The sequence below is a fragment of the Cobetia crustatorum genome, from assembly GCF_000591415.1.
Lineage (GTDB): Bacteria > Pseudomonadota > Gammaproteobacteria > Pseudomonadales > Halomonadaceae > Cobetia > Cobetia crustatorum.
Window position 1 is genome coordinate 13,325 of the sequence record NZ_JEMF01000032.1, and the last position, 21,602, is coordinate 34,926.

Below are 21,602 nucleotides of genomic sequence, written 5' to 3' on the forward strand. Positions count from 1 at the left end.
ATCGTGTTGATGTCAGGAGAGACGTGTCCATGAAAGGGTTATCCATGAAGGGAGTGGGGAAGTTTCTGGATAATGTTGAAAACTATATGTGCCAGTGCTTGCTGGTGCTATTTGTCATTATCCTTTTTTTGCAAATCATGCTGCGCAATATTTTCAGTTATTCAATTCCCTGGGGAGACGAACTGGCCACCTATGCCTTTATCTGGTTCGCCTATCTAGGCGCGGTATATGCCACGCGCATGTCGGCGCATAACCGAGTGACATTCCAATTCAGGTTCTTGCCACGCTGGGTGGAAACATCATGTGGTGTCCTGACGGATATCATCTGGATTGCGTTCAATGCCGTCTTTATCTATTACAGCTACGATTTTGTCTTCAACAAGATGAATCTGTTCTGGAAGTCACAGACCTTGGGCGTACCGATGAAGTATTTCTACCTGATTCTTCCGCTGGCCTTTACCGCCATGTCGGTACGTATTCTGCAAAACAACTACCTCAAGTTCGTGCGTAAGAAAGATATCGTGGACCCGGATTCCCAGGCCATGCAGGAGCTGAAGCAGGCAGGATCATCCGTCAATGATGACGAAAAGCGCGGGAGCGGGACACCATGATTGACTCCACCATCATCTATATCCTGTTTGGCGTATTTTTCCTGTTGTTGGTCATGGGGGCGCCTATCACGGTGTCTCTGGGGGTGGCAGCACTGGCGACCTATCTGAGCATCGATGAAAATCCGATGGCCTTCGTGCAGATCGCCTTTACCTCGGTGGGATCCTTTCCGCTGATGGCATTGCCGGCCTTCATTCTGGCGGGGGCGTTGATGGAAGCCGCTGGGATTTCACGACGACTGGTCGATATTGCAGAAGCTTTTGCTGGCCCCGTAACTGGCGGACTGGCTGCCGCGACCGTCTTTGCCTGCATGTTCTTCGGGGCTATCTCAGGCTCCGGTCCTGCTACCACGGCAGCCGTGGGAATGCTGATGATCCCGGCCATGGCCAACCGTGGTTATGATCGTGGTTATGCCTCGGCCATCACGGCCTCCTCTGGTGGTCTGGGTGTGGTGATTCCGCCATCGATCCCCATGGTGATCTTCGGCATTTCGGGCATGGGGCTTCAGCCACCCCCTGAAGCCGTGGCCATGTACGGTGACTTCCAGACTCTCTCGATTCCCAAGTTGTTCATTGCAGGTGTCATGCCGGGCATCGTGATCGCCAGCTTCCTGCTGTTGATCAACTATGTCATCTCGAAGAAACGTGGTTATCGCGGGCTGACCAATAGCTGGTCATGGACGCATATTCGCGCCACCTTGAAGAAGGGTGTCTGGTCGATGTTGGCTCCCTTTATCATTCTGGGCGGGATCTACAGTGGCCTGTTCACCCCAACGGAATCTGCCATCGTCGCTATCGTCTATACATTGATCGTCGGGATATTTCTGCACAAGGAACTCAAGTGGAAGCCGACGCTGCGCACACTGGAAACCACCACCTGGATTACTGGGCGCGTACTACTGATTTTATTTACTGCCACAGTATTCGGGCGCTTGTTGGTAGAGCAGCGCGTGCCAGCGCATATCGCGGAAAGCATGTTGGCGATGACGGATAACCTCTATCTTATCTGGGCGATGATCATCGTCTTCCTGCTGTTCGTCGGTATGTTCATGGAGACGCTGGCCGCGATAATGATTCTGACACCAGTGCTGTTGCCGATCATGTATATGCTGGGGATGGACCCCGTGCATGTGGGTATTGTCATCGTATGTGCGCTGGCGATTGGCTTCCAGACGCCGCCATTGGGGGAGAACCTTTTCGTGGCTTCGGGAATTGGCGGGGCTTCCATCGAAGAGATTTCTGTCAAGGCATTACCCTTTGCAGCAGGTTCGGTCGCGGCTATCTTCCTGATTGCCTACGTGCCAGAAATCTCGCTGTGGCTACCCAGATTGATGGGTTACTGACGACACGCTCGAGGAGAAGACCATGCCGGAAGTCAGACGAATTCTGTGTTGTGTGGGCTTGCGCGGTGACTGCGAACGGGTACTGGCACGTTCCGTCTGGCTGGCGGGTGCGACAGGGGCAGAACTGCATGTGCTGCACGCGGTCAAGTCGCTATCAGATGATGTGATGAATACCTTGAAGGTCAATATCCGACACAAACCGACCCTGGAAGGATTGATACAGCAGCGGATTGATCAGGCGAAGGTCAATCTGGAGTCCATGATGGACACCTTCTGGAAGACACATGATAACGGTGATCCACGTCCTGCCATTGCCGGATTGAACGTAGTGGAAGGCTATCCGGCCTCGGAAATCATCCGTTACGCCACCCGCCATGATTGCGACATGATCATCATGGCGACCAACAAGCGTGGCTTCGTGGCGTCCTACGCGGGCAAGGTCACCAAGGGCGTGATCAAGCGTTCCAGCATTCCAGTAGTGGTGGTACCCACGCCCTGATATCAGACTTGGTTGAGCCCAAAAAAGCCCGCCTCAGCAGAGATGTATTTCTGCTGAGGCGGGCTTTTCGTCTTCTATCAAGCGCTGTTCTCAAGCGGCAGTGAGTCCGGAATATTGTCACTACGAGGCGTTAAAGCGTGCCTTCCAGCTCCGAAGCGATCTGGCGCATCAAGGGTGCCCATTCCAGCAGTGATTCGATGGAGTGGCGCAGGCGCGGGGCGTGAATGGCGAGGGTAGCCTGAATCTGGCCGACTTCATCAAACACTGGCACGGCGATAGCCACCATGCCCTGAATGAATTCCTCGTCATCGGTACTGAGCTGATTGCGCGCGATGACACCGAGCGCACCTTCCAGTGCTGTCTGAGAAGTCAGCGTGCACGGGGTATGCGTTTCAAGTGCCAGGCTTGCCAGCAGCGCGCGGCGGCGATGCAACGGCATCAGCGCCAGAAACAGCTTGCCGCTGGCGGTGCAGTGCAATGGCAGATGCGAGCCGGGTGCCAGCTGGATACGTACCGGCCAGTTGGTCTCGACGCGGTCGTAATACATCACTTCGTGGCCATCGAGCAGGGTCAGGTTGCAGGTCTCGCCGACTTCCTTCGCCAGTCGCTCCAGCAATACGCGACGCGGAGCCTTGAGGCCTTCGTTGGCCAGTGCACCCAACGACATGCGCCGGAAACGCTGACCGGGCAGCAGGTGACGACCGTCCAGGTCGCGACTGATCAACTGCTGTTCTTCCAGCTGCTTGAGCAGACGATGGATGGTCGGTTTGGGGATGTCGAAACGCTTCTCGAGATCAGCAGCGGTGATCATGTGTGGAGTCGTGACCACCTCTTCCAGCAAGCCAAGTGCACGGAAGAGCGTCGAATTCGTGGGAGTGTCTTTGCTCATCAAGTGTCCTCTTCCTGCCTGTCGGGACATCCAAGGCCGTCAGGTATCGGGCGGCATTGAGTGCATCGATTCATCAGTGTCGTTCATCCAGGTCACGCATCAGTGCCCGGGTAGCCAAATTCGGTGACGTTCCCTCTTTCATCGTTCTCGCAAGAATGGCGAGACGCAAGCTGCTGAGGGGACGCAAACAGCCCCTTGCGGGGCTGTCGATAACGCTAGTGTTACAGGTTTACGAGGAACAGGGAAAGGGATGGAATGAGGCAGATAGCCAGCCAACAGGCCATCAGGGCGATGAAGTAGGGAATGACATACTTCACCAGTCGCACGTAGGAGATGCCGGTGATGCTACTGGCAACATACAGGTTCAGTCCGAAGGGCGGTGTGACGAAACCAATCGCCGCACCGACCAGGAAGATGACCGAGAAGTGGATTGGGTCAACGCCTGCCTGTTGTGCGATAGGCGCAAGAATGGGCGCAAGAATGATCGTTACCGGCAGGCTCTCAAGGATCATACCTGCCAGCAGGATGATCAGCATGCAGGTGCCTAGCGTCAGATAGTAGTTGTCGATTCCGCTGAGCAGTTCACTGAGTGCCTGACCTGCACCGAGTACTGATAGCAGTTGCTGCATGACGACGGAAATGGCGATCAGCGGTGCCAGCATTCCTGCAATCTGACCCGAGCGAAGCATGATGGTGGGCAGTTTCTTCAGGCTGATTTCCCGCGTGATCAAAAGCCCGGCGATCATGGTGAAACCGACCGTGATGGCGGCGGCTTCCGTCGGTGAGAACTTGCCGGAATAGATGCCATAGATGACCACGCCAATGGTGGCAAAGCCCAGATAAGCCTTGCGTGCCAGCGTGGCACTGACGCCCATCTTGAAGGGCTGAACCTGCCCCCAGCCATTTTTACGCGCCACCAGATAGCAGGCCACCATCATCGCGATCACCATCATGGCACCTGGCAGCATGCCAGCGATGAACAGGTCACTGATCGACAGGTTCATCATGAAGCCATAGACGATGAAGATGATACTGGGCGGGATGATGATGCCCACCGTGCCGCCGGAAGCTGCCGTCGCCGCCGCGAAGCGCTCGTCATAACCGTTCTTGACCATCTCCGGCTGCATGATCGAGCCGATGGTGGCGGTGGTGCCGGCATTGGAGCCGGAAATCGCCGCGAATAGGCCACAGGCCCCCAGTGTCGACATGCCCATGCCACCGCGTATCCAGCTCAGTGTGGAGTAGGAAAAGTCGGAGAGTCGTTTGGCAATCCCTGCGGCGTTGATCAAATCGCCGGTGAGGATGAACAGTGGCAGGGCCAGCAAGCCGAAGAAGCTTAGTCCCTGGAAGAGAGTGACGCCGACGTTGGCCAAGGTGAAGTCGATGACAAGACTGACGCCAACGACCCACAAGCCAATGACGAGGAAGATAGGCACGCCCAGCAGGAAGAAGGCCGTCACGCCTGCCGTGATGAGGGAGATCCAGATACTGTCAGCCATGATGATCTCCTTAATCCATGATGGACGGTTGGAGGTTGAAGGACTCGCCACGGCGATACGTCAACCAGTCGGCGTAGAGGTTTTGCAGCACGCGATAGATGATCAGAATCCAGGCCAGTGGCGTGGCGAGGTAGAACCACCACTGCATGACGTTATCGGTGCCTGGCACGATCGCGTAGTTGTTGTAGGCCAGCTCGACCTGAGTGGTGGTGAAGTAGATCACCATCATGCCGAAGCCAATCCACAGCACGGCATCAAGAATTAGGCAGGCGAACTGGCCGCCGCGCGGCAGCTTCATGCGGATCTCGTTGAGACTCAGGTGTGTGCGCTTCTTGACGTTGAGTGAGGCGCCGAACCAGGTCAGCCACAGGAACAGCAGTACGGGAATGCTGGTGCTCCAGGGAGCCTGCAGGCCGAAGAAGAAGCGGCGAATGACTTCGACGAAGATGATGCCGGCCATGCCGGAATAGGCGACCAGGATGATGACCTGTTCCAGATGGGCATCCAGCCACAGGAAGGGACGTGCCCAGGGGGCAGCCTTCTTGAGGGAGGGCTTGGTCGAGGGACGGCTGAATATGGTGGTATCGCCCATTACCCCCTCCACCAGCGCTGCGGCTTGACGTTGACGGCGGCCATGTCGCGGGGGATTTCACGCGCGACGCTGTGAATCTCTTTATAGATGTCGAGCCCACCCGACCAGCCATTGAGGCGTTCACGCCACTGCTCCCACGGTTCAGGATTGAATTCTGGCGCGCACATCTGTTCGGCGCGTGCACGTTCAGCATCGGAAAGCGGCGCCACACGTACATTGTTCTCGGCAAACACGGTGCCAGCCGCAGGATGCTCGGTGGCGCCGACGATTTCAAAGCGACCTGCCTCGTTCATGCCTTGAGTGAAGATCTGCGCACAGTAGGCGGATTCCATCACCTGGTCCTGCAGCTCTGCCCCCAGGCTATTGAACTTGTCCAGGTTCATGCCGGTGTGCTCAGTCCCCGCGAAGAAGCGCAAATCGACAGCCTGTGACACCACCGGTGCCATGCCGGCATAGGCCACGGCGCTCATCCAGGTTTCGGCGCCATCTAGCAGGCCCTGACGCAGACCATCCAACGTCTCTTCCCATGCGACCGGTACCGGATTCAGGCCCAGTTGCTCCATGGCGATACGGCCCATCTGGGTGCCGGTCACACGGTTCTTGGTGCCTTTGAGCTGATCGATGCTGGTGACGAGCGGGCGGTCTTGCCACTTCAAGCCGAGCATGATGCCGCGTAGATCACAGTGGGTGAACAGGAATTGCAGGTTATGGCGCTCGCGCAGCGGTTGGCGTAGCAGTTGCTCACTTTTCTTGTGATAGAAGAAGTGGAACATGGAGGCGACGGTCGGGAACATGTACGCGAAATCGAGCACATTCAGATAGGGCGCACTGCCGGAGGAATTCTGGGTCGAGGCTGAATAGATATCGACGATGCCTTGCTGTGTCTTGCCTACGCAATCGAGCTGATTACAGACTTCGTTGCTGCCCATGAATTCGACACGGATGGCGCCATTGGTGCGCTCTTCCAGATCACGCGCGAAGAACAGCTGACCAGACTTCTGAATATCGAGGTTGCGCTCGTTGAAGCCTGAAGCACCGAAGCGCAGCTGGAATTTGGGCGCGGTCTTGTAGCGTTTCTGCTGCTGCTCATCTGCGGCGCGAGCCAGTGTGGAGGCGGTCAGACCCACTCCGAGACCTGATGCGGCCAAGAGGGTCGAGGTTAGTCCGAAGCGTCCAGAGATATTGAGAAAGTCACGGCGAGACAGCTTGCTGAGTGGCGTAGGCATGGTAGTGCTCCCGGTGTTGTGTTTGCTTTTGTGGTGGGATGCAGGTCTTGCTGATGCTCCGTGGCGTCACGTCACGGGCGTTGTCTCAGCATTTTCTTGGCGTTTTCGAGCTGTGCTATGCATGTGTACTTTTGACTAACTCTCTAGCCGTACATCGCGCTTTAGCAACGAGACAAATCTCAATGTAGGGCAGTTATCTTGATTTGGCAAAATTATCGAGACAGTACGTTTCGTATTTGACGAATTTTGTTTTCGATACCATTATTACGAGACAAAATGTCTCAATATGGTTGAGAAAATAATGAAAACAATACGTTATGCCAACGAAGACGTCACAACCACCTACGACTACATCGTGATCGGTGCAGGTTCTGCCGGCTGCGTGGTCGCCAATCGCCTTACGGAAGACCCGTCAATCAAGGTGTTATTGCTTGAAGCGGGTGGTTCAGACTGGAATCCATGGATTCATGTGCCAGTCGGCTATTTCAAGACCATGCACAATCCGGCGACGGACTGGTGCTATCTCACTGATCCTGATTCGGGAATCAATGGCCGTCGCCTGCAATGGCCGCGCGGCAAGGTCTTGGGTGGTTCCAGTTCACTCAATGGCCTGTTGTACATTCGCGGTCAGCACGAGGATTACGATGACTGGGCGGCGGCAGGTAATCAGGGTTGGGATTTCAAGTCGGTGCTGCCGTATTTTCGCAAGTCGGAATGTCAGGCGCGTGGTGCCGATAAATGGCATGGCACTGATGGGCCGCTGCATGTATCGGATTTGCGTCTCAAGCGTGAGATCGCCGAACGATTCATCGAGGCGGCCATTCAGACGGGTATTCCGCTCAATAAAGATGTCAATGGTGAGCGTCAGGAGGGAGTGGGCTATTTCCAGCAGACGACCCATAGGGGCCTGCGTTGCAGCACCGCCAAGGCGTTTTTGCGTCCAGCGCTGACGCGCGGCAACCTGACGCTGGCCAAGCATGCCCATTGCCGACGCGTGCTGCTTGAGGGCAAGCATGTCATCGGCGTGGAGTATGAAGTGAAAGGCAAGGTGTCACGCGCACTGGCACAGCGTGAAGTCGTGCTCTCCAGTGGCGCCATTGGCAGCCCGCAGATTCTGCAGTGCTCCGGCATCGGTGATCCAAGGCACCTGGCCAGTGTCGGGGTCGAATGTCTGCATGAGTTGCCGGGGGTTGGCGAGAATCTGCAAGACCACCTTCAGGTGCGACTGGTCTTCAAGACCCAATGCCGCACGCTGAATGATGAGGTGAGAAGTCCGCTAAAGAAGCTGGCGGTCGGCACCCAGTACCTCTTCACGCGTACGGGGCCGCTGACGTTGGCGGCCAGTCAGGTGTGTGCCTTTACCCAGTCACGTGAAGGACTGACACGCCCGGATATCCAGTTCCACATGCAGCCATTGAGTGCCGACAAGCCGGCAGATGGCGTGCATCCCTTCTCTGCCTTTACCTCTTCGGTGTGCCAGCTGCGTCCCCATAGCCGTGGTTATGTGCGCATCACCAGCGCCGATGCCAGCGTGTATCCCTCCATTCAGCCCAATTACCTCAGCGCTGAGGAAGACCGCCGTGTCGTGGTAGATGCCGTCAAGGTGGCACGTCGTATCGCTCAGGCAGCGCCGCTGGCGGCGGTCATCAGTGAAGAGTATGTCCCTGGAGCCCAGTACCAGAGCGATGAAGAGCTGTTGGAAGCCGCGCGCCAGTTCAGCCAGACCATCTATCACCCGGCGGGCACCTGCAAGATGGGCAATGATGCGCTGGCGGTGGTCGATGATGAACTGCGCGTGCACGGACTGAGAGGGCTGCGGGTGGTTGATGCCTCGATCATGCCGGTCATCGTCTCCGGCAATACCAATGCGCCCACCATCATGATCGCCGAGAAAGCCTCGGACATGATCAAGCTGCCCAGCTCGAGATGGCCAAAGCCAGCTAACGCGATTCAGCGCCGCTATCAGGCGTTCATTGCTTCCTGAATTCAGGTTTTTATGAGGTGTTAGCGTGGCCAATAACGATAATTCATCTTCATTGCTCGACAAGCCGACGGTGACCGACACATCGTCAGCGCCTCTGCGCAAGCTGGAAGCGTGCGTGCGGGCCGTCATGCCCGGCTTGCTGATCTGCATCATCATTGCGCTTGCCACCACTTTCATTGCTGATCACTACGGCGGCCCCACGCTGCTGTATGCGCTGCTGTTTGGCATGTCGCTGCACTTTCTATCCGAAGACGGGCCATGTCGCGCCGGCATCGAATTTGCCTCCAAGACGGTGCTGCGCATCGGCGTGGCGCTATTGGGCGTCCGCATCACGCTTGAGCAGGTGGCGAGTCTCGGTGTGGGCCCCGTCATCACGGTCATTCTTGGCGTGGTCGCCACCATCATGTTCGGGGCACTGCTGGCGCGACTGATGGGGCTGGACCGTGAGATGGGCCTGCTGACGGGCGGTTCGGTCGCGATCTGTGGCGCTTCTGCGGCACTGGCGCTGTCGGCGGTGATGCCGCGCAACGCCACCAGTGAGCGTCACACCATCATGACGGTGGTCGGTGTAACGACACTGTCGACCATCGCGATGATCACCTATCCGCTGATCGTGAGAGTGCTGGGGCTGGACGATGCCGAAGCCGGTATCTTTCTCGGCGGCACCATTCATGATGTGGCGCAGGTAGTCGGGGCGGGCTATATCATTTCCGAGCACACCGGCGATGTCTCCACCTTCGTGAAGCTACTGCGCGTGGCGATGCTAGTGCCAGCGGTGATGGTCTTCATGCTGCTGTTCCGCAATGCGCGTCAGGCCAATGGTGATGAAGGTGGCAAGGTGCCGATGTTCCCCACCTTCCTGATTGCCTTCGTGGTGCTGGTATTGATCAACAGTCTCGGCTGGGTGCCGTCTGTCGTGGTGGATGGCTTCACTGACATGTCACGTTGGTGTCTGGTCGCGGCCATTGCGGCGCTGGGCGTCAAGACGTCGTTTCAGAAGCTGGCAGTGGTGGGCTGGAAGCCCGTCATCCTGATGGTGCTCGAGACCGTCTTCCTGCTGGTGCTGGTCACGCTGTGCATCAAGTTCGGACTGGCGAGCATCTGATCCCCTTGATGTTGCCAAGACGAGCCCTGCCATCATTGGCAGGGCTCGTCTCATTGGGACTACAGGCGGCGCAGCAAGTACTCATATAGAGAGCTGATCACCCCGATGCACCGCGTCAATTGCTTCCTGGCTCACGAGTCGTATGATCACCTTCAACCTGCGCCTGACGCGTGGTCGGGGTGGCTCTCTCAGTGGGGCGCTCTGTGCCATCAGTGGAGCGCTCAGTGCCTATTCTTCTCCTGGAGTCCGATGATGTCCGAATCTCTTGTGCTGGCTTGCCCGCAGTGTCTTGCCCTCAATCGCGTGGCCACCGAGCGTTTGAATGACAACCCCAGTTGCGGGAAATGCAGCAGTGCCATGTTGCCTGAGGCGCCGCTGGAGCTGACCAGTGCCAATTACGAGGCACTGGTCGTGCGCAGCGAGCTGCCGATCGTGATCGACTTCTGGGCCAGCTGGTGTGGTCCGTGCAAGACGATGGGACCGATCTTCAATGGCGTCGCCGCTGAAATGGGCACCCGGATGCGCTTCGCCAAGATCGATACCGAAGCCCAACAGGCGTTGGCGGGTCGTTTCGGCATCCGTAGCATTCCGACGCTGATGGTGATGAAGAAGGGGCAGGAGTTAGCACGTCAGGCCGGCGTGATGCAGGCAGGGCAGCTCAAGCAGTGGCTGGCACCGCACACTGTCTGAGGAGACCTCACCTCGCAGTGGCCTGATTACTCCTGGTAGATCATCTTGCGTGTCATGCCGCCATCGACGACGTGATTCTGGCCAGTGATGAAGCCGGCCTTGTCCGAGATCAGGAAGGCGACCAGCGAAGCGATGTCCTCGACATGACCGACACGACCCACCGGATGCTGGGCGTGGTCCTGCGCGCTCAGCGTCTCTGGCTGTGCCGTCTTCTGCCAGTCTGAGACGTCAATCCAGCCGGGACTGACGGCATTGACGCGAATCTCGGGCCCCAGGCTCATGGCCATGGCGTGGGTGAGGGCGACGATGCCACCTTTGCTGGCGGCGTAGGCTTCGCTGTCTGGTTCTGATTGCAGTGCGCGGCTGGAGGCCATGTTGATGATGCTGCCGCCATGCTCGCGCAGATGACGCGCCGCATGCTTGGCGGTCAGAAAGCTGCTGGTCAGGCTGGTATCCAGCACGCGGTGCCAGCTGTCGAGCGACAGGCTTTCCAGTGCGCCCTGAAAGGGATTGGCGATCGCGGCATTGTTGATCACGGCGTCCAGTCGGCCAAATACCTCAACCGTCTGCGCGATACTGGCCGCGACGGCGGATTCATCGCACACATCGACAGTCTGAAAGCTCAGGCGTGTGTTGCTGTCTTCTTGCTGCGCTTTGCATTGATCGGCGAGGTATTGCTCGCCAGCCTCATGGTCGATATCCACCACCATCACTTGCCAGCCGTTGGCGAGTAGGTGGTCGCTGATGCCGCGCCCGATGCCTTGTGCGCCGCCGGTGATGTAGGCCACTTTCCGAGGGGAGTGCGTGAGTGTCATGCGGGAGCCCTTGTGCGTGTTTCAGGTGAAGTCTGGACTGAGTGTGTTCAGGAACTGTCAGAATGAAAAGCGCCCCGCCGGGCAATGTCCGGTGGGGCGCTTTTCAGTGTACTGCTGAGAGGTGAATTCGCGACGAATCAGACCTTCTTGACGAAGATGGACTTGAGCTTCATCGGGCCAACGCCATCGACCTTGCAGTCGATATCGTGATCCCCTTCGATCAGACGGATGTTCTTGACCTTGGTGCCAACCTTGACGACGGAAGAGGTGCCCTTGATCTTCAAATCCTTGATCACGGTGACGGTATCGCCATCGACCAGCTCATTGCCATTGGCATCACGGAACACCGGACCCGTCTCTTCGGCAACGGCTTCCTTTGACCACTCGTGGGCACACTCAGGGCAGACGAACTGCATGCCGTCGTCGTAGGTGAATTCGGAATTGCAGGCCGGGCAATGGGGGAGGGCGCTCATGACGGTTTCCTTGGCGGTCCGCCGAGGCGGATGACGTAATGGAAGAAGGCACGCATCGAGCTCAAGCGGTGCGCGAACGCCGGCAAGCCTACACCGATTGCCGGGTAGCATCCATGGACTGCGGCCCTTGGTCGCAACGGTGGCCGTCAATACCGGGACATCATCACTTTGCCATCAGGGCCTGGCCGACTTTCGAGCCATTGGCGCGGCCCAGTTGACGACTGATCCAGTCGCCGGTGCGCGCAAGCTGAGCGAGATTCACGCCACTGTCGATCCCCAATCCTTCCAGCAGGTAGATCACATCTTCGGTCGCAACGTTGCCCGAGGCGCCTTTGGCGTAAGGGCATCCCCCCAGGCCTGCCACGGAACTGTCGATGACCGAGATCCCTTCTTCCATAACGGTGTACAGGTTAGTGAGCGCTTGCCCATAGGTGTCATGAAAGTGTGCAGCGAGGCGTTCAACAGACACTTCACGGGTGACGGCTTCCAGCAGGCGCTTGGCCTTGAGCGGCGTGCCGGTGCCGATGGTGTCGCCCAGCGAAACTTCGTAACAGCCCATGTCGCTCAGTTCGCGCGCGACAGCGGCGACCTGCAAAGGCGAGATCTCTCCCTCATAGGGACAGCCCATCACGCAGGAGACATAACCGCGTACGCGCACGCCGGCCTCAAGCGCGCGTTCCATCACCGGCGCAAAGCGTGCCAGCGACTCGGCAATCGAGCAGTTGATGTTGCGCTGCGAGAAGGACTCGCTGGCGGCACCAAATACCGCCACTTCGCGAACACCGCACTCCAGGGCAGCCTCAAGTCCCTTCAAATTTGGTGTGAGGGCGGAGTAAGTGGTTACTGACTTTTCACCCTCCATCGCCAATGCCTGCATGATCTCGCGATGATCAGCCATCTGCGGCACCCACTTGGGCGATACGAAGCTGGCGGCTTCTATATGACGCAGGCCACTCTCCGAGAGCTTGCGAATCAGCGCTAACTTGGTCGCGGTATCGACCGGGGTTGGCTCATTCTGCAGGCCATCACGCGCGCCTACCTCGACAATTCGTACGTTTTCAGGGAAGTGCATGCTCACTTACTCCTGTCAGCAGCGTCGATGTCAGCAGCATCTGTATCAGCGACGAATTCGAGCAGTACATCGCCTTGGGTGACGCTGTCGCCGGCGCTGAAGTGGAACTGTGCGACCTGACCATCGGTCGGCGCGTTCATGGTGTGCTCCATCTTCATCGCTTCCATCACCATCAGTGGCGTGCCTGCCGTCACGCTGACACCGGCCTCAACCAGCTGAGCGACCACAGTGCCGTTCATCGGCGCGTTCAAGGTGGCCTGGGTCTCGTGTTGAGCGTGATTGACCGCATCGGCGCGGCGCCACAGCAAGCGTGATTCGCCGTGCGGGCTTGCCAGCACCAAGACCTCGCCACCCGTGGCAGATGCGTGGCTGGCCTGCTGGCGGCGGCGATGGCCATCCAGTGTTACGGCAATCGCATTGCCCGAGAGAGGGTCGAGATGACCTTCATGTGTTGTAGTTGTTGCTTCTCCGGACAAGTGAGTGGTCACTTCAATCTGCCACTGACTTGGCGGAGTAGACGCTGCGCTGGCATAGGGGCGTCGTGCGATGACGTGAGCCACCTTGTCGCTGTTCTCATCGGCATCCGCATCGTTGGGCAGACACAGCGCGAGGCGTATCTGTTGGCGAGTGCCATTACGCCAGCCATCACGGCGCGCCCACGGGCTAGCGGGTTGCTCGCTGTGACCTTCATTCGATGCTTGTTCCGCGAGGCGTGAAAGTGCCAGTAGCGCACTGGAAGCCACGGTAATGTGATCAAGCTCAGCGACAGGGAAGAGGCTAGCGTGGTGACGCTCGATGAAGCGGGTATCCAGTCTGGCAGTGCGGAAATCTTCATGCGCCGCTAGGCGAGTCAGGAAGGCGCGATTGGTGGTAACGCCACGTACCTCGAGCGCGGCCAATGCGCGCAGCAGAACTTCCAGCGCCTGCTCACGCGTTGGCCCGAAGGTGATCAACTTGGCCAGCATCGGGTCATAGTGCATCGAGACTTCATCGCCTTCGGCGACACCGGAATCGAGGCGCACCTGGCTGGCATCAAGACCAGCACCGGCGAGATCCAGGCGGAAGCGTTCGAGCAATCCGGTCGCCGGCAGGAAGTCGTTGTCCGGATCTTCTGCGTAAAGACGCGCCTCGAAGCTATGGCCTTCGAGTCTTAGCTCATCCTGCTGGCGAGGCAGGGGTTCGCCCCGCGCGATACGTAGCTGCCATTCGACGAGGTCTTCGCCGGTGATCATCTCGGTGACGGGGTGCTCGACCTGCAGGCGGGTATTCATCTCCATGAAATAGAAGGCGCCGTGCTGCTCGCTACCTGCGTCGGGTGCATCGAGCAGAAACTCGATGGTACCGGCACCGACATAGCCAATTTCACGTGCGGCACGCACGGCTGCCTCGCCCATTTCACGACGTAGCGCCGAGGTCAGGCCGGGGGCAGGCGCTTCTTCCAGCACCTTCTGGTGGCGACGCTGCACGCTGCAGTCACGTTCGAATAGATAGACGCCGCTGCCATAGGCATCGCAGAACACCTGCACCTCGACATGACGCGGCTGCGTCAGGTATTTCTCGATCAGCATGCGGTCGTCACCGAAGGCGGCGCGCGATTCACGGCGGCAGCTCTCCAGTGCGGCCTGGAAGTCGACGGTGTTTTCCACCACCCGCATGCCCTTGCCGCCTCCTCCGGCGCAGGCTTTGATCAACACCGGATAGCCCATGCGATCCGCTTCTGACTTGAGCAGCCCATCTTCCTGATTGTCACCGTGGTAGCCCGGCACCAGTGGCACGCTCGCGGCTTGCATGCGCGCCTTGGCGGCGGACTTGTCACCCATCGCGGCAATCGCGCTTTCCGGCGGGCCAACGAAGATGATGCCGGCGGCATGCAATGCCTGTACGAAGGTGGCGTTCTCGGAGAGAAATCCATAACCGGGATGCACGGCGTCGGCACCACTCAAGCGCGCGGCTGCAATGACCTTGTCGACATCAAGATAACTCTCGCGTGCGCTGGCCGGGCCAAGGCGTACTGCTTCATCCGCCTCGCGAACGTGCAGGGCATTGGCATCGGCGTCGGAGTAGACCGCCACGGTGCTGATACCCATGGCACGTGCAGTGCGCATCACGCGCACCGCAATCTCGCCACGATTGGCAATCAGTAGCTTGCGGATCGCGCCGCAACCGGTGGGCAGGTGCTGTTCAGTGTCGCGGTTGGCGTTCATGGCAAAATCCCGTGGCGAAGGTGAAGGTAGAGTCGATAGATAGAGGCGATGATCAAAAACGCCATCAATTCAGGTCATCAAGCCGGTCAAGAAGCGAGCGGGTCATTTGGCGTCATGACGACGTCCAGGGGGCTGGCGTGCCAGCAAAGAATGCCGCCAGCCCCGCTTGCCCTGTCTCGCTGACACGCAGCTGGCTGATCGTCTGGCAGCAGCGTTCGCGTAGGGCGGCGCCATCATCGTCATGTGACCCACTCGCGACCTCAGCCAGCAGCGCCTTGGTGGCGCGGCTGGCCTGCGGCGACGTGGCCAATAGCGTGTTCAGCATCTCGTCGAGACGTGTATCGAGCGTGTCTCCCGCGCAGATCTCATGCACCAGGCCGAGATGATGCGCGGTCGCGGAGTCGATGACCTCAGCCGTCAGCGCATAGCGGCGCATCTGGCGGACGCCAATCGCGCGTTGCACATAGGGGCTGATTACCGCCGGTGCCAGGCCAATACGTACCTCGGAAAGACAGAAACGGGCGCGTTCGGCAGCCAACACGATGTCGCAACAGGCCGCGAGACCGACGGCACCGCCGAAAGTGGCCCCCTGTACACGGCACACGCTCGGGCAAGGCAGGGTGTCGAGCAACTGCATCAGGCGCGCCAGCTCACGCGAGTCAGCCAGATTATCTTCCAGCGAATAGTCGACCATGCGTTGCATCCAGCGCAGGTCGGCACCGGCGGAGAAGCTCTTGCCTTCAGAGGCCAGCACGACGATGCGTACCTCGTTTGACAAGGCGAGTGAATGCAGCGTCTCGAGGTGGCGATTCAGCTCGCCAATCAAAATGTCATCGAAAGCGTTATGCACGTCAGGGCGCGTCAGCGTCAGTGTCGCCACACCGCGTGCATCGATCTCGAGTCGGCTGAACTGGCTGTGGGTATTCATCGCGACTTTATCCACCTTGTTAGCAAAAAGATCATGGATAGAGAAATAAATCGATTTTGACGACTAGTATTTCGTGGGGTTGGTTACATCCGGAATACACCGAAGCGGCTCTCTTCTATCTCGGCATTCATCGCGGCCGCCAGTGACAGGCCAAGGATGTCGCGAGTCTGCAGAGGGTCGATCACACCGTCATCCCATAAACGTGCACTGGCATAGGTGGGGTGCCCTTGACGCTCGTATTGATCGCGCACCGGCGCCTTGAAGTCTTCCTCAGCCTGCTGTGGCCACTCGCGTCCTTCGCGACTGTGTTGCTCGCGCTTGACCTGTGCCAGCACGTTGGCGGCTTGTTCACCGCCCATGACCGAGATGCGTGCGTTGGGCCACATGAACAGCAGATTCGGATCATAGGCGCGTCCGCACATGCCATAGTTGCCAGCCCCGAAGCTGCCGCCGATCAGGATGGTGAACTTGGGCACCTTGGCGCAGGCCACCGCCGTCACCAGCTTGGCGCCGTGCTTGGCGATACCTTCGTGCTCATGGCGTGAGCCGACCATGAAACCGGTGATGTTTTGCAGGAAGACCAGCGGAATCTTGCGCTGGGCACATAGCTCGATGAAGTGAGCACCCTTGACGGCGCTCTCGGAGAACAGCACGCCGTTGTTGGCGATGATGCCCACTGGGTGGCCATGAATGTGGGCGAATCCGGTGACGAGGGTCTCACCGTAGTAGCGCTTGAACTCATCGAAATCGGAGTCATCGACAACACGCCCGATGATTTCACGCACATCAAAAGGCTTCTTGAGGTCTGTGCCGACGATGCCGTAGATCTCGCGTGGATCGAGCCGCGGCGGCCGCGATTCCCGCAGTGCGAGCTGTCCCTTGCGCTGCCAGTTGAGGCGTGACACGGCGCGGCGTGCCAGCTGCAGGGCGTGGGCATCATTGTCGGCCAGATGATCAGCCACCCCGCTGATCTTGCAGTGCACCTCGGCACCACCAAGGGCTTCGGCACTGATGTCTTCACCCGTCGCGGCCTTCACCAGCGGGGGGCCGGCGAGGAAGATGGTGCCCTGCTCACGCACGATGATGGATTCATCGGCCATGGCTGGCACGTAGGCGCCGCCTGCGGTACACGAGCCCATCACCACGGCGATCTGCGGAATGCCTTCGGCAGACAGGGTGGCCTGGTTGTAGAAGATGCGGCCGAAGTGATCGCGGTCCGGGAAGACCTCATCCTGATGAGGCAGGTGCGCGCCCCCGGAATCGACCAGGTAAATGCACGGCAGGCGATGCTTGCGGGCCACTTCTTGCGCGCGCAGGTGCTTCTTCACCGTCAGCGGGAAGTAGGTGCCGCCCTTGACGGTGGCATCGTTGGCGACGATGACGCATTCGATGCCACTGACGCGGCCGATACCGGTGACCAATCCCGCACCGGGCACTGAGCTGTCATAGACCTCATGTGCTGCCAGTGCCGATAGCTCAAGAAACGGAGAGCCCTCGTCGATGAGGTGATCGATACGCTCGCGCACGAACAGCTTGCCGCGCGATTCGTGACGTTCGCGGGCCTTGTCGCCACCGCCCGCCGCGACAGTTTCCAGCAGCGCATGCAGACGCTCGACCTCGGCCCGCAGCGCTGCGTCGTTGGCGCGGAACTGGTCGCTACGCGGATTGATCAGGGACGTCAGAATGGCCATGTGGCGGCTCCCTCAGTGGAATAAGTGAACAGGGAAACAGGTGGGCAGGAGAGGCTGCCCAGCCGTCGGACATCAAGGGAACAACAGACATGAGAGAGGCAAGGCGATTCCTCATGCACTCTCGTTGAATAGCTCACGCCCGATCAGCATGCGGCGAATCTCGCTGGTGCCCGCACCGATTTCATAAAGTTTGGCATCACGCAGCAGGCGGCCAGTGGCGTACTCATTGATGTAGCCGTTGCCGCCCAGCAACTGGATGGCATCCAGTGCCATCTGGGTCGCCTTTTCGGCGCAATATAGGATGACGCCGGCGGAGTCCTTGCGTGAGGTCTGGCCGCGGTCACAGGCATTGGCGACGGCATAAAGATAGGCGCGGCAGGCATTCAGGGTGGTGTACATATCGGCCACCTTGCCCTGCACCAACTGAAATTCACCGATTGCCTGCCCGAACTGACGGCGTTCATGCAGATAGGGCACCACGATATCCATGCACGCTTGCATGATGCCGATGGGGCCAGCGGCCAGTACGGTGCGTTCGAAGTCCAGTCCACGCATCAGCACTTTCACGCCGCGGTTGACCTCGCCGAGTACGTTCTCGGCGGGCACCTGACAGTCCTGGAACACCAGCTCACAGGTGTTGGAGCCGCGCATGCCGAGCTTGTCGAGTTTCTGGGCGGTGGAGAAGCCCGGGAAGTCATGCTCGACGATGAAAGCAGTGATGCCCTTGGAGCCGGCATCCGGGTCAGTCTTGGCATACACCACCAGGGTGTGGGCGTCTGGGCCGTTGGTGATCCACATCTTGTTGCCGTTGAGCACGTAGTGATCACCACGCTTCTCGGCCTTGAGCTTCATGGAGACGACGTCAGACCCCGCGCCCGGTTCGGACATCGCCAGGGCACCGACATGTTCACCGCTCATCAGTTTCGGCAGATAGCGAGCCTTCTGCTCCGCGCTGCCGTTGAGCTTGATCTGATTGACGCACAGATTGGAGTGCGCGCCGTAAGAGAGGGCTACCGAGGCGCTGGCCCGCGAGATTTCTTCCATGGCGATGCAATGGGCCAGATAACCCATGCCGCTACCGCCATCTTCGTCTGGAACAGTGATTCCCAGCAGGCCCATGTCACCGAACTTCTGCCACAGGTCCGCGGGGAAGTCGTTGTTGGCATCAATCTCAGCCGCTCGCGGAGCAATCTCGTCACGTGCGAAGGCGTTGACCTGCTCGCGCAGCATGGTATGAGTCTCGTCGAGTCCGAAGTCCAGCGGCGTGTAGAGGCTGTGCATGGTCAGGATTCCTGTCTTGAGAGGCTGAGGGTTTGGCGATAGTGCAGTGCATTAATCTACTCTAGGTCAAAGTTGACGTTAACGTAAAGGTTATAGTCGCCTGCTTTGACCAAGGTCGCACGGCACTATGCTGTTGTCATGGAAGACGCTGTGTTGTTGTCATGATGACGTACACTTTTTTCGCCTGATAATCGGTCGACTGGTAATCTGGTGTTCATGTTCGTAAAACAACCTTCAGGCATCTTTCCTCCCTCGGCCTGCCTCTCACCTGCAAGAAGGACCTTCCCGATGAGTGATGACAGTGCCCCGGCGGTTCGCTTTAGCGACCTGCATAAGGGCTTTTCCGGTCAGCGCCTGTTTGAAGGCATTGACCTTGAGTTGCCGCGAGATCGCATTACTGCACTAGTCGGTGCCAGTGGTTGCGGCAAGTCGACCTTGCTGCAATTGATCAATGGGCTGATTCGCCCGGACGCCGGCAAGGTCGAGGTGTTCGGCGCGGCGGTGGATTACACCAATCTGCCCGTGATGCGGCGCCGGATAGGCTATGCCGTGCAGCAGATTGGCTTGTTTCCGCACCTCAGCGTGCGCGACAACATTGCCATTCTTGCTGATCGAGAGAAGTGGGAGGAATCGCGGGTCAAGGCACGCATCGAGCGACTCTTCGCGATGATGGATCTCGATCTGGCCCTACTGACCCGCTATCCCCATGAGATTTCCGGTGGCCAGGCACAACGTGTCGGACTGTGCCGCGCCATGATGCTGGAGCCACCGTTGCTACTGCTCGATGAGGCGTTCTCGGCGGTGGACCCAATCACGCGCATCGAGGTGCATGCCCAGTTCCAGCGCATGCAGCAGGAGGAGCCACGCAGCGTGGTGATGGTGACGCATGACATGAATGAGGCGTTGAGTCTCTCCGATCACATGGTGGTGATGGCGCCCGGCGTGGTGTTGCAGGCCGCCAGTCCCGACATCATTGCCAAGGCGCCTGCGGATGAGCGTGTGGCCCGACTGCTGGAGGCACGCGCATGATGACCTCGATTCCTCTGCGTGCACGCGCTGCACTGACCAATATGCTGTTGATCGTCGGCCTGCTGCTGGCAAGCCTGGGGACGCTGCTGGCAAGCCCCGCTACCATGGCCGCAGAAGAGGTGGCCGAATGGCCGGCTGACAAGCCCATCGTGATCGGCTCCAAGGCGGATCGCGAGGGGTATCTGTTGGGCGAGATGTTTGCGCAGGTGCTGGAGGACGCTGGCTACACGGTCGAGCGTCGTTTGGGGCTGGGGCAGACCATCATCACCTATCAGGGCCTGGCGGAAGGCGAGCTGGATGTCTATCCCGAGTACACCGGTACGCTGGCGCACGCCATTCTCAAGCTGGATAACGTGCCTTCACTTGAGAAGCTGGATGCACTGAGTCGCGAACGCGGCCTCAAGGTGCTCAAGCCGCTGGGCTTCAACAATACTTATGCGATCAGTATGCGCCGCGATCAGGCCGAGTCGCTCGGTATCGCCACTATCGGTGATCTGGCGGCGCATCCTGAATTGTCACTGGCGATGTCACATGAGTTCGTCAAGCGGTCGGATGGCTGGCCGGGGTTGGCGGCGGCCTATGACTTGCCGCAGGTGCCGCGAGGTATCGAGCACGGCATCGCCTATCAGGCGCTGCGCGAGAGCAAGATCGATGGCACCGACGCCTACTCCACCGAGGGCGACATCAAGCGTTTCGACTTCGTGCTGCTGGAAGATGACAAGGGCTACTTCCCGGAGTATCTGGCGGTGCCCTTCGTGAATGCCGCCTTGCCCGAGAAGGCCGTCGCGGCGCTCAACCAGCTGGCGGGCAGTCTGGATGAGGACAGCATGCAGGCGCTGAATGCCGAGGTCTCCACCGATGAGAAGAGCTTCGCGCAGGTGGCCAGTCGCTTCATTCAGGAGCAGGGCATCACGAGCGAGCAGCGCGTGGTCAGCGGCGCCAAGTGGGACAAGCTGGGTACCAATCTGATCGAGCATCTGCAGCTGACGCTGTCGGCACTGCTACTGGCATGTCTGGTCGGCTTGCCGTTATCGCTGCTGGTATATCGCAACCCGAAGGTGTCGCGCGTGGTGCTCTACGTGACCGGTCTGTTGCAGACGATTCCGTCGATTGCACTACTGGCGCTGATGATCCCGCTGTTCGGCATCGGTGTGGTACCGGCGGTGATCGCGTTGTTCGTTTATTCGCTGCTGCCGATCATCCGTTCTGCCATCACGGCATTGCTGACGGTCGACCCGCTGTTGGTCAAGGTGGCGCGCGGCATGGGCCTGACGCGCCGCGAGCAGCTGCGGCACGTCATCCTGCCGCTGGCGACGCCGAACCTGCTGACCGGTATCAAAACGGCGGCCATCATCAATATCGGTACCGCGACGTTGGCGGCCTTTATCGGTGCTGGCGGGTTGGGTGAGCCGATCGTGACGGGGCTGTCGCTCAATGACTATGATCTGGTGCTGTATGGCGCGATTCCGGCAGCCTTGCTCGCCATCTGTGCAGAGCTTCTATTCGAGCTGTTCGAGCGCATGGTGATTCCGGCGCACATGCGCGGTCTCAAGACGCGTTGAGGTGACACATGCGCGTCTGGCGCGGCCAATGGGTCGCGCTTGCTGGAAATGGGTGTCCTCTGAAGTGACTATGCTGCTACTGGCCTGTGCCAGTCCGGGTCGATGTCAGTAC

19 protein-coding genes are annotated in these 21,602 nt (G+C 59.0%); 8 read left to right on the plus strand and 11 right to left on the minus strand.

Features of this window, described 5'->3' with window-relative positions:
- Positions 1 to 29: 29 nt before the first annotated feature.
- The 3 genes from BF12_RS0108195 to BF12_RS0108205 are packed head-to-tail and all read left to right on the plus strand — an operon-like array spanning position 30 to position 2,450.
- On the plus strand, positions 30 to 611 hold the full coding sequence (locus BF12_RS0108195) for a TRAP transporter small permease (RefSeq protein ID WP_035159603.1): 582 nt from the start codon (positions 30 to 32) through the stop codon (positions 609 to 611).
- Entirely contained in the window at positions 608 to 1,951 is a 1,344-nt protein-coding gene (locus tag BF12_RS0108200; protein ID WP_211242411.1) for a TRAP transporter large permease, read from the plus strand. The genes BF12_RS0108195 and BF12_RS0108200 overlap by 4 nt, the downstream gene beginning before the upstream one ends.
- Positions 1,952 to 1,973: 22 nt before the next feature.
- Positions 1,974 to 2,450 (plus strand): universal stress protein, encoded by a 477-nt coding sequence (locus BF12_RS0108205; RefSeq protein ID WP_024951857.1) that lies wholly within the window; start codon positions 1,974 to 1,976, stop codon positions 2,448 to 2,450.
- 130 nt (positions 2,451 to 2,580) lie between these two features.
- Here BF12_RS0108205 and BF12_RS0108210 read toward each other — a convergent pair whose 3' ends face one another.
- The 4 genes from BF12_RS0108210 to BF12_RS0108225 form a co-directional block, all read right to left on the minus strand.
- Positions 2,581 to 3,339: an IclR family transcriptional regulator gene (locus BF12_RS0108210; protein ID WP_024951858.1), complete on the minus strand. Its 759-nt coding sequence runs from the start codon at positions 3,337 to 3,339 to the stop codon at positions 2,581 to 2,583.
- A 221-nt stretch (positions 3,340 to 3,560) separates the two neighbouring features.
- Positions 3,561 to 4,838: a TRAP transporter large permease gene (locus BF12_RS0108215; protein ID WP_024951859.1), complete on the minus strand. Its 1,278-nt coding sequence runs from the start codon at positions 4,836 to 4,838 to the stop codon at positions 3,561 to 3,563.
- 10 nt (positions 4,839 to 4,848) lie between these two features.
- Positions 4,849 to 5,430 (minus strand): TRAP transporter small permease, encoded by a 582-nt coding sequence (locus BF12_RS0108220; RefSeq protein WP_024951860.1) that lies wholly within the window; start codon positions 5,428 to 5,430, stop codon positions 4,849 to 4,851.
- Positions 5,430 to 6,656, minus strand: a complete 1,227-nt coding sequence (locus BF12_RS0108225) for a TRAP transporter substrate-binding protein (protein ID WP_024951861.1) — start codon at positions 6,654 to 6,656, stop codon at positions 5,430 to 5,432. Before BF12_RS0108225 ends, BF12_RS0108220 begins: the two co-directional genes overlap by 1 nt.
- 301 nt (positions 6,657 to 6,957) lie before the next feature.
- On the opposite strand from BF12_RS0108225, the gene BF12_RS0108230 reads away from it, so the two are divergent.
- The 3 genes from BF12_RS0108230 (at position 6,958) to trxC (ending at position 10,435) form a co-directional block, all read left to right on the plus strand.
- Complete coding sequence (locus BF12_RS0108230) at positions 6,958 to 8,640, plus strand: GMC family oxidoreductase (protein ID WP_024951862.1); 1,683 nt, start codon at positions 6,958 to 6,960, stop codon at positions 8,638 to 8,640.
- Between the two features lie 25 nt (positions 8,641 to 8,665).
- The gene (locus tag BF12_RS0108235; RefSeq protein WP_024951863.1) at positions 8,666 to 9,745 is read left to right on the plus strand and encodes a YeiH family protein; all 1,080 of its coding nucleotides are present in this window, start codon (positions 8,666 to 8,668) and stop codon (positions 9,743 to 9,745) included.
- Positions 9,746 to 9,997: 252 nt separating this feature from the next.
- Positions 9,998 to 10,435, plus strand: coding sequence for a thioredoxin TrxC (gene trxC, locus BF12_RS0108245; RefSeq protein WP_024951864.1), 438 nt, complete (start codon positions 9,998 to 10,000; stop codon positions 10,433 to 10,435).
- Positions 10,436 to 10,461: 26 nt separating this feature from the next.
- Here trxC and BF12_RS0108250 read toward each other — a convergent pair whose 3' ends face one another.
- The 7 genes from BF12_RS0108250 to BF12_RS0108280 all read right to left on the minus strand — a co-directional run bounded on the left by BF12_RS0108250 (position 10,462) and on the right by BF12_RS0108280 (position 18,899).
- Entirely contained in the window at positions 10,462 to 11,250 is a 789-nt protein-coding gene (locus BF12_RS0108250) for an SDR family oxidoreductase (protein ID WP_035159605.1), read from the minus strand.
- Positions 11,251 to 11,387: 137 nt separating this feature from the next.
- Positions 11,388 to 11,723, minus strand: coding sequence for a zinc ribbon domain-containing protein YjdM (locus tag BF12_RS0108255; RefSeq protein ID WP_024951866.1), 336 nt, complete (start codon positions 11,721 to 11,723; stop codon positions 11,388 to 11,390).
- 163 nt (positions 11,724 to 11,886) lie between these two features.
- Positions 11,887 to 12,795 (minus strand): hydroxymethylglutaryl-CoA lyase, encoded by a 909-nt coding sequence (locus BF12_RS0108260; protein ID WP_024951867.1) that lies wholly within the window; start codon positions 12,793 to 12,795, stop codon positions 11,887 to 11,889.
- Between the two features lie 2 nt (positions 12,796 to 12,797).
- A complete protein-coding gene (locus BF12_RS0108265; protein ID WP_024951868.1) occupies positions 12,798 to 14,999 on the minus strand; it encodes an acetyl/propionyl/methylcrotonyl-CoA carboxylase subunit alpha in 2,202 nt (733 codons plus the stop codon).
- 112 nt (positions 15,000 to 15,111) lie between these two features.
- Complete coding sequence (locus tag BF12_RS0108270) at positions 15,112 to 15,927, minus strand: enoyl-CoA hydratase-related protein (protein WP_024951869.1); 816 nt, start codon at positions 15,925 to 15,927, stop codon at positions 15,112 to 15,114.
- An 83-nt stretch (positions 15,928 to 16,010) separates the two neighbouring features.
- Entirely contained in the window at positions 16,011 to 17,618 is a 1,608-nt protein-coding gene (locus tag BF12_RS0108275) for a carboxyl transferase domain-containing protein (RefSeq protein ID WP_024951870.1), read from the minus strand.
- A 111-nt stretch (positions 17,619 to 17,729) separates the two neighbouring features.
- The gene (locus tag BF12_RS0108280) at positions 17,730 to 18,899 is read right to left on the minus strand and encodes an isovaleryl-CoA dehydrogenase (RefSeq protein WP_024951871.1); all 1,170 of its coding nucleotides are present in this window, start codon (positions 18,897 to 18,899) and stop codon (positions 17,730 to 17,732) included.
- Between the two features lie 288 nt (positions 18,900 to 19,187).
- Here BF12_RS0108280 and BF12_RS0108285 point away from each other — a divergent pair, with 288 nt between their 5' ends.
- Positions 19,188 to 19,928 carry an ATP-binding cassette domain-containing protein gene (locus tag BF12_RS0108285; protein ID WP_024951872.1) on the plus strand — a complete coding sequence of 247 codons (741 nt, stop codon included), beginning with the start codon at positions 19,188 to 19,190 and terminating at the stop codon, positions 19,926 to 19,928.
- Positions 19,925 to 21,490, plus strand: coding sequence for a glycine betaine ABC transporter substrate-binding protein (locus BF12_RS0108290; RefSeq protein ID WP_024951873.1), 1,566 nt, complete (start codon positions 19,925 to 19,927; stop codon positions 21,488 to 21,490). Before BF12_RS0108285 ends, BF12_RS0108290 begins: the two co-directional genes overlap by 4 nt.
- Positions 21,491 to 21,602: the final 112 nt, after the last annotated feature.

What these genes read in the sequence shown, in the direction of transcription:
- BF12_RS0108195 (WP_035159603.1), top strand. Translation starts at nt 30, where the DNA reads ATGAAAGGGTTATCCATGAAGGGAGTGGGGAAGTTTCTGGATAATGTT.
- BF12_RS0108200 (WP_211242411.1), top strand. Translation starts at nt 608, where the DNA reads ATGATTGACTCCACCATCATCTATATCCTGTTTGGCGTATTTTTCCTG.
- BF12_RS0108205 (WP_024951857.1), top strand. Translation starts at nt 1,974, where the DNA reads ATGCCGGAAGTCAGACGAATTCTGTGTTGTGTGGGCTTGCGCGGTGAC.
- BF12_RS0108210 (WP_024951858.1), bottom strand. Translation starts at nt 3,339, where the DNA reads ATGAGCAAAGACACTCCCACGAATTCGACGCTCTTCCGTGCACTTGGC.
- BF12_RS0108215 (WP_024951859.1), bottom strand. Translation starts at nt 4,838, where the DNA reads ATGGCTGACAGTATCTGGATCTCCCTCATCACGGCAGGCGTGACGGCC.
- BF12_RS0108220 (WP_024951860.1), bottom strand. Translation starts at nt 5,430, where the DNA reads ATGGGCGATACCACCATATTCAGCCGTCCCTCGACCAAGCCCTCCCTC.
- BF12_RS0108225 (WP_024951861.1), bottom strand. Translation starts at nt 6,656, where the DNA reads ATGCCTACGCCACTCAGCAAGCTGTCTCGCCGTGACTTTCTCAATATC.
- BF12_RS0108230 (WP_024951862.1), top strand. Translation starts at nt 6,958, where the DNA reads ATGAAAACAATACGTTATGCCAACGAAGACGTCACAACCACCTACGAC.
- trxC (WP_024951864.1), top strand. Translation starts at nt 9,998, where the DNA reads ATGTCCGAATCTCTTGTGCTGGCTTGCCCGCAGTGTCTTGCCCTCAAT.
- BF12_RS0108250 (WP_035159605.1), bottom strand. Translation starts at nt 11,250, where the DNA reads ATGACACTCACGCACTCCCCTCGGAAAGTGGCCTACATCACCGGCGGC.
- BF12_RS0108255 (WP_024951866.1), bottom strand. Translation starts at nt 11,723, where the DNA reads ATGAGCGCCCTCCCCCATTGCCCGGCCTGCAATTCCGAATTCACCTAC.
- BF12_RS0108260 (WP_024951867.1), bottom strand. Translation starts at nt 12,795, where the DNA reads ATGCACTTCCCTGAAAACGTACGAATTGTCGAGGTAGGCGCGCGTGAT.
- BF12_RS0108265 (WP_024951868.1), bottom strand. Translation starts at nt 14,999, where the DNA reads ATGAACGCCAACCGCGACACTGAACAGCACCTGCCCACCGGTTGCGGC.
- BF12_RS0108270 (WP_024951869.1), bottom strand. Translation starts at nt 15,927, where the DNA reads ATGAATACCCACAGCCAGTTCAGCCGACTCGAGATCGATGCACGCGGT.
- BF12_RS0108275 (WP_024951870.1), bottom strand. Translation starts at nt 17,618, where the DNA reads ATGGCCATTCTGACGTCCCTGATCAATCCGCGTAGCGACCAGTTCCGC.
- BF12_RS0108280 (WP_024951871.1), bottom strand. Translation starts at nt 18,899, where the DNA reads ATGCACAGCCTCTACACGCCGCTGGACTTCGGACTCGACGAGACTCAT.
- BF12_RS0108285 (WP_024951872.1), top strand. Translation starts at nt 19,188, where the DNA reads ATGAGTGATGACAGTGCCCCGGCGGTTCGCTTTAGCGACCTGCATAAG.
- BF12_RS0108290 (WP_024951873.1), top strand. Translation starts at nt 19,925, where the DNA reads ATGATGACCTCGATTCCTCTGCGTGCACGCGCTGCACTGACCAATATG.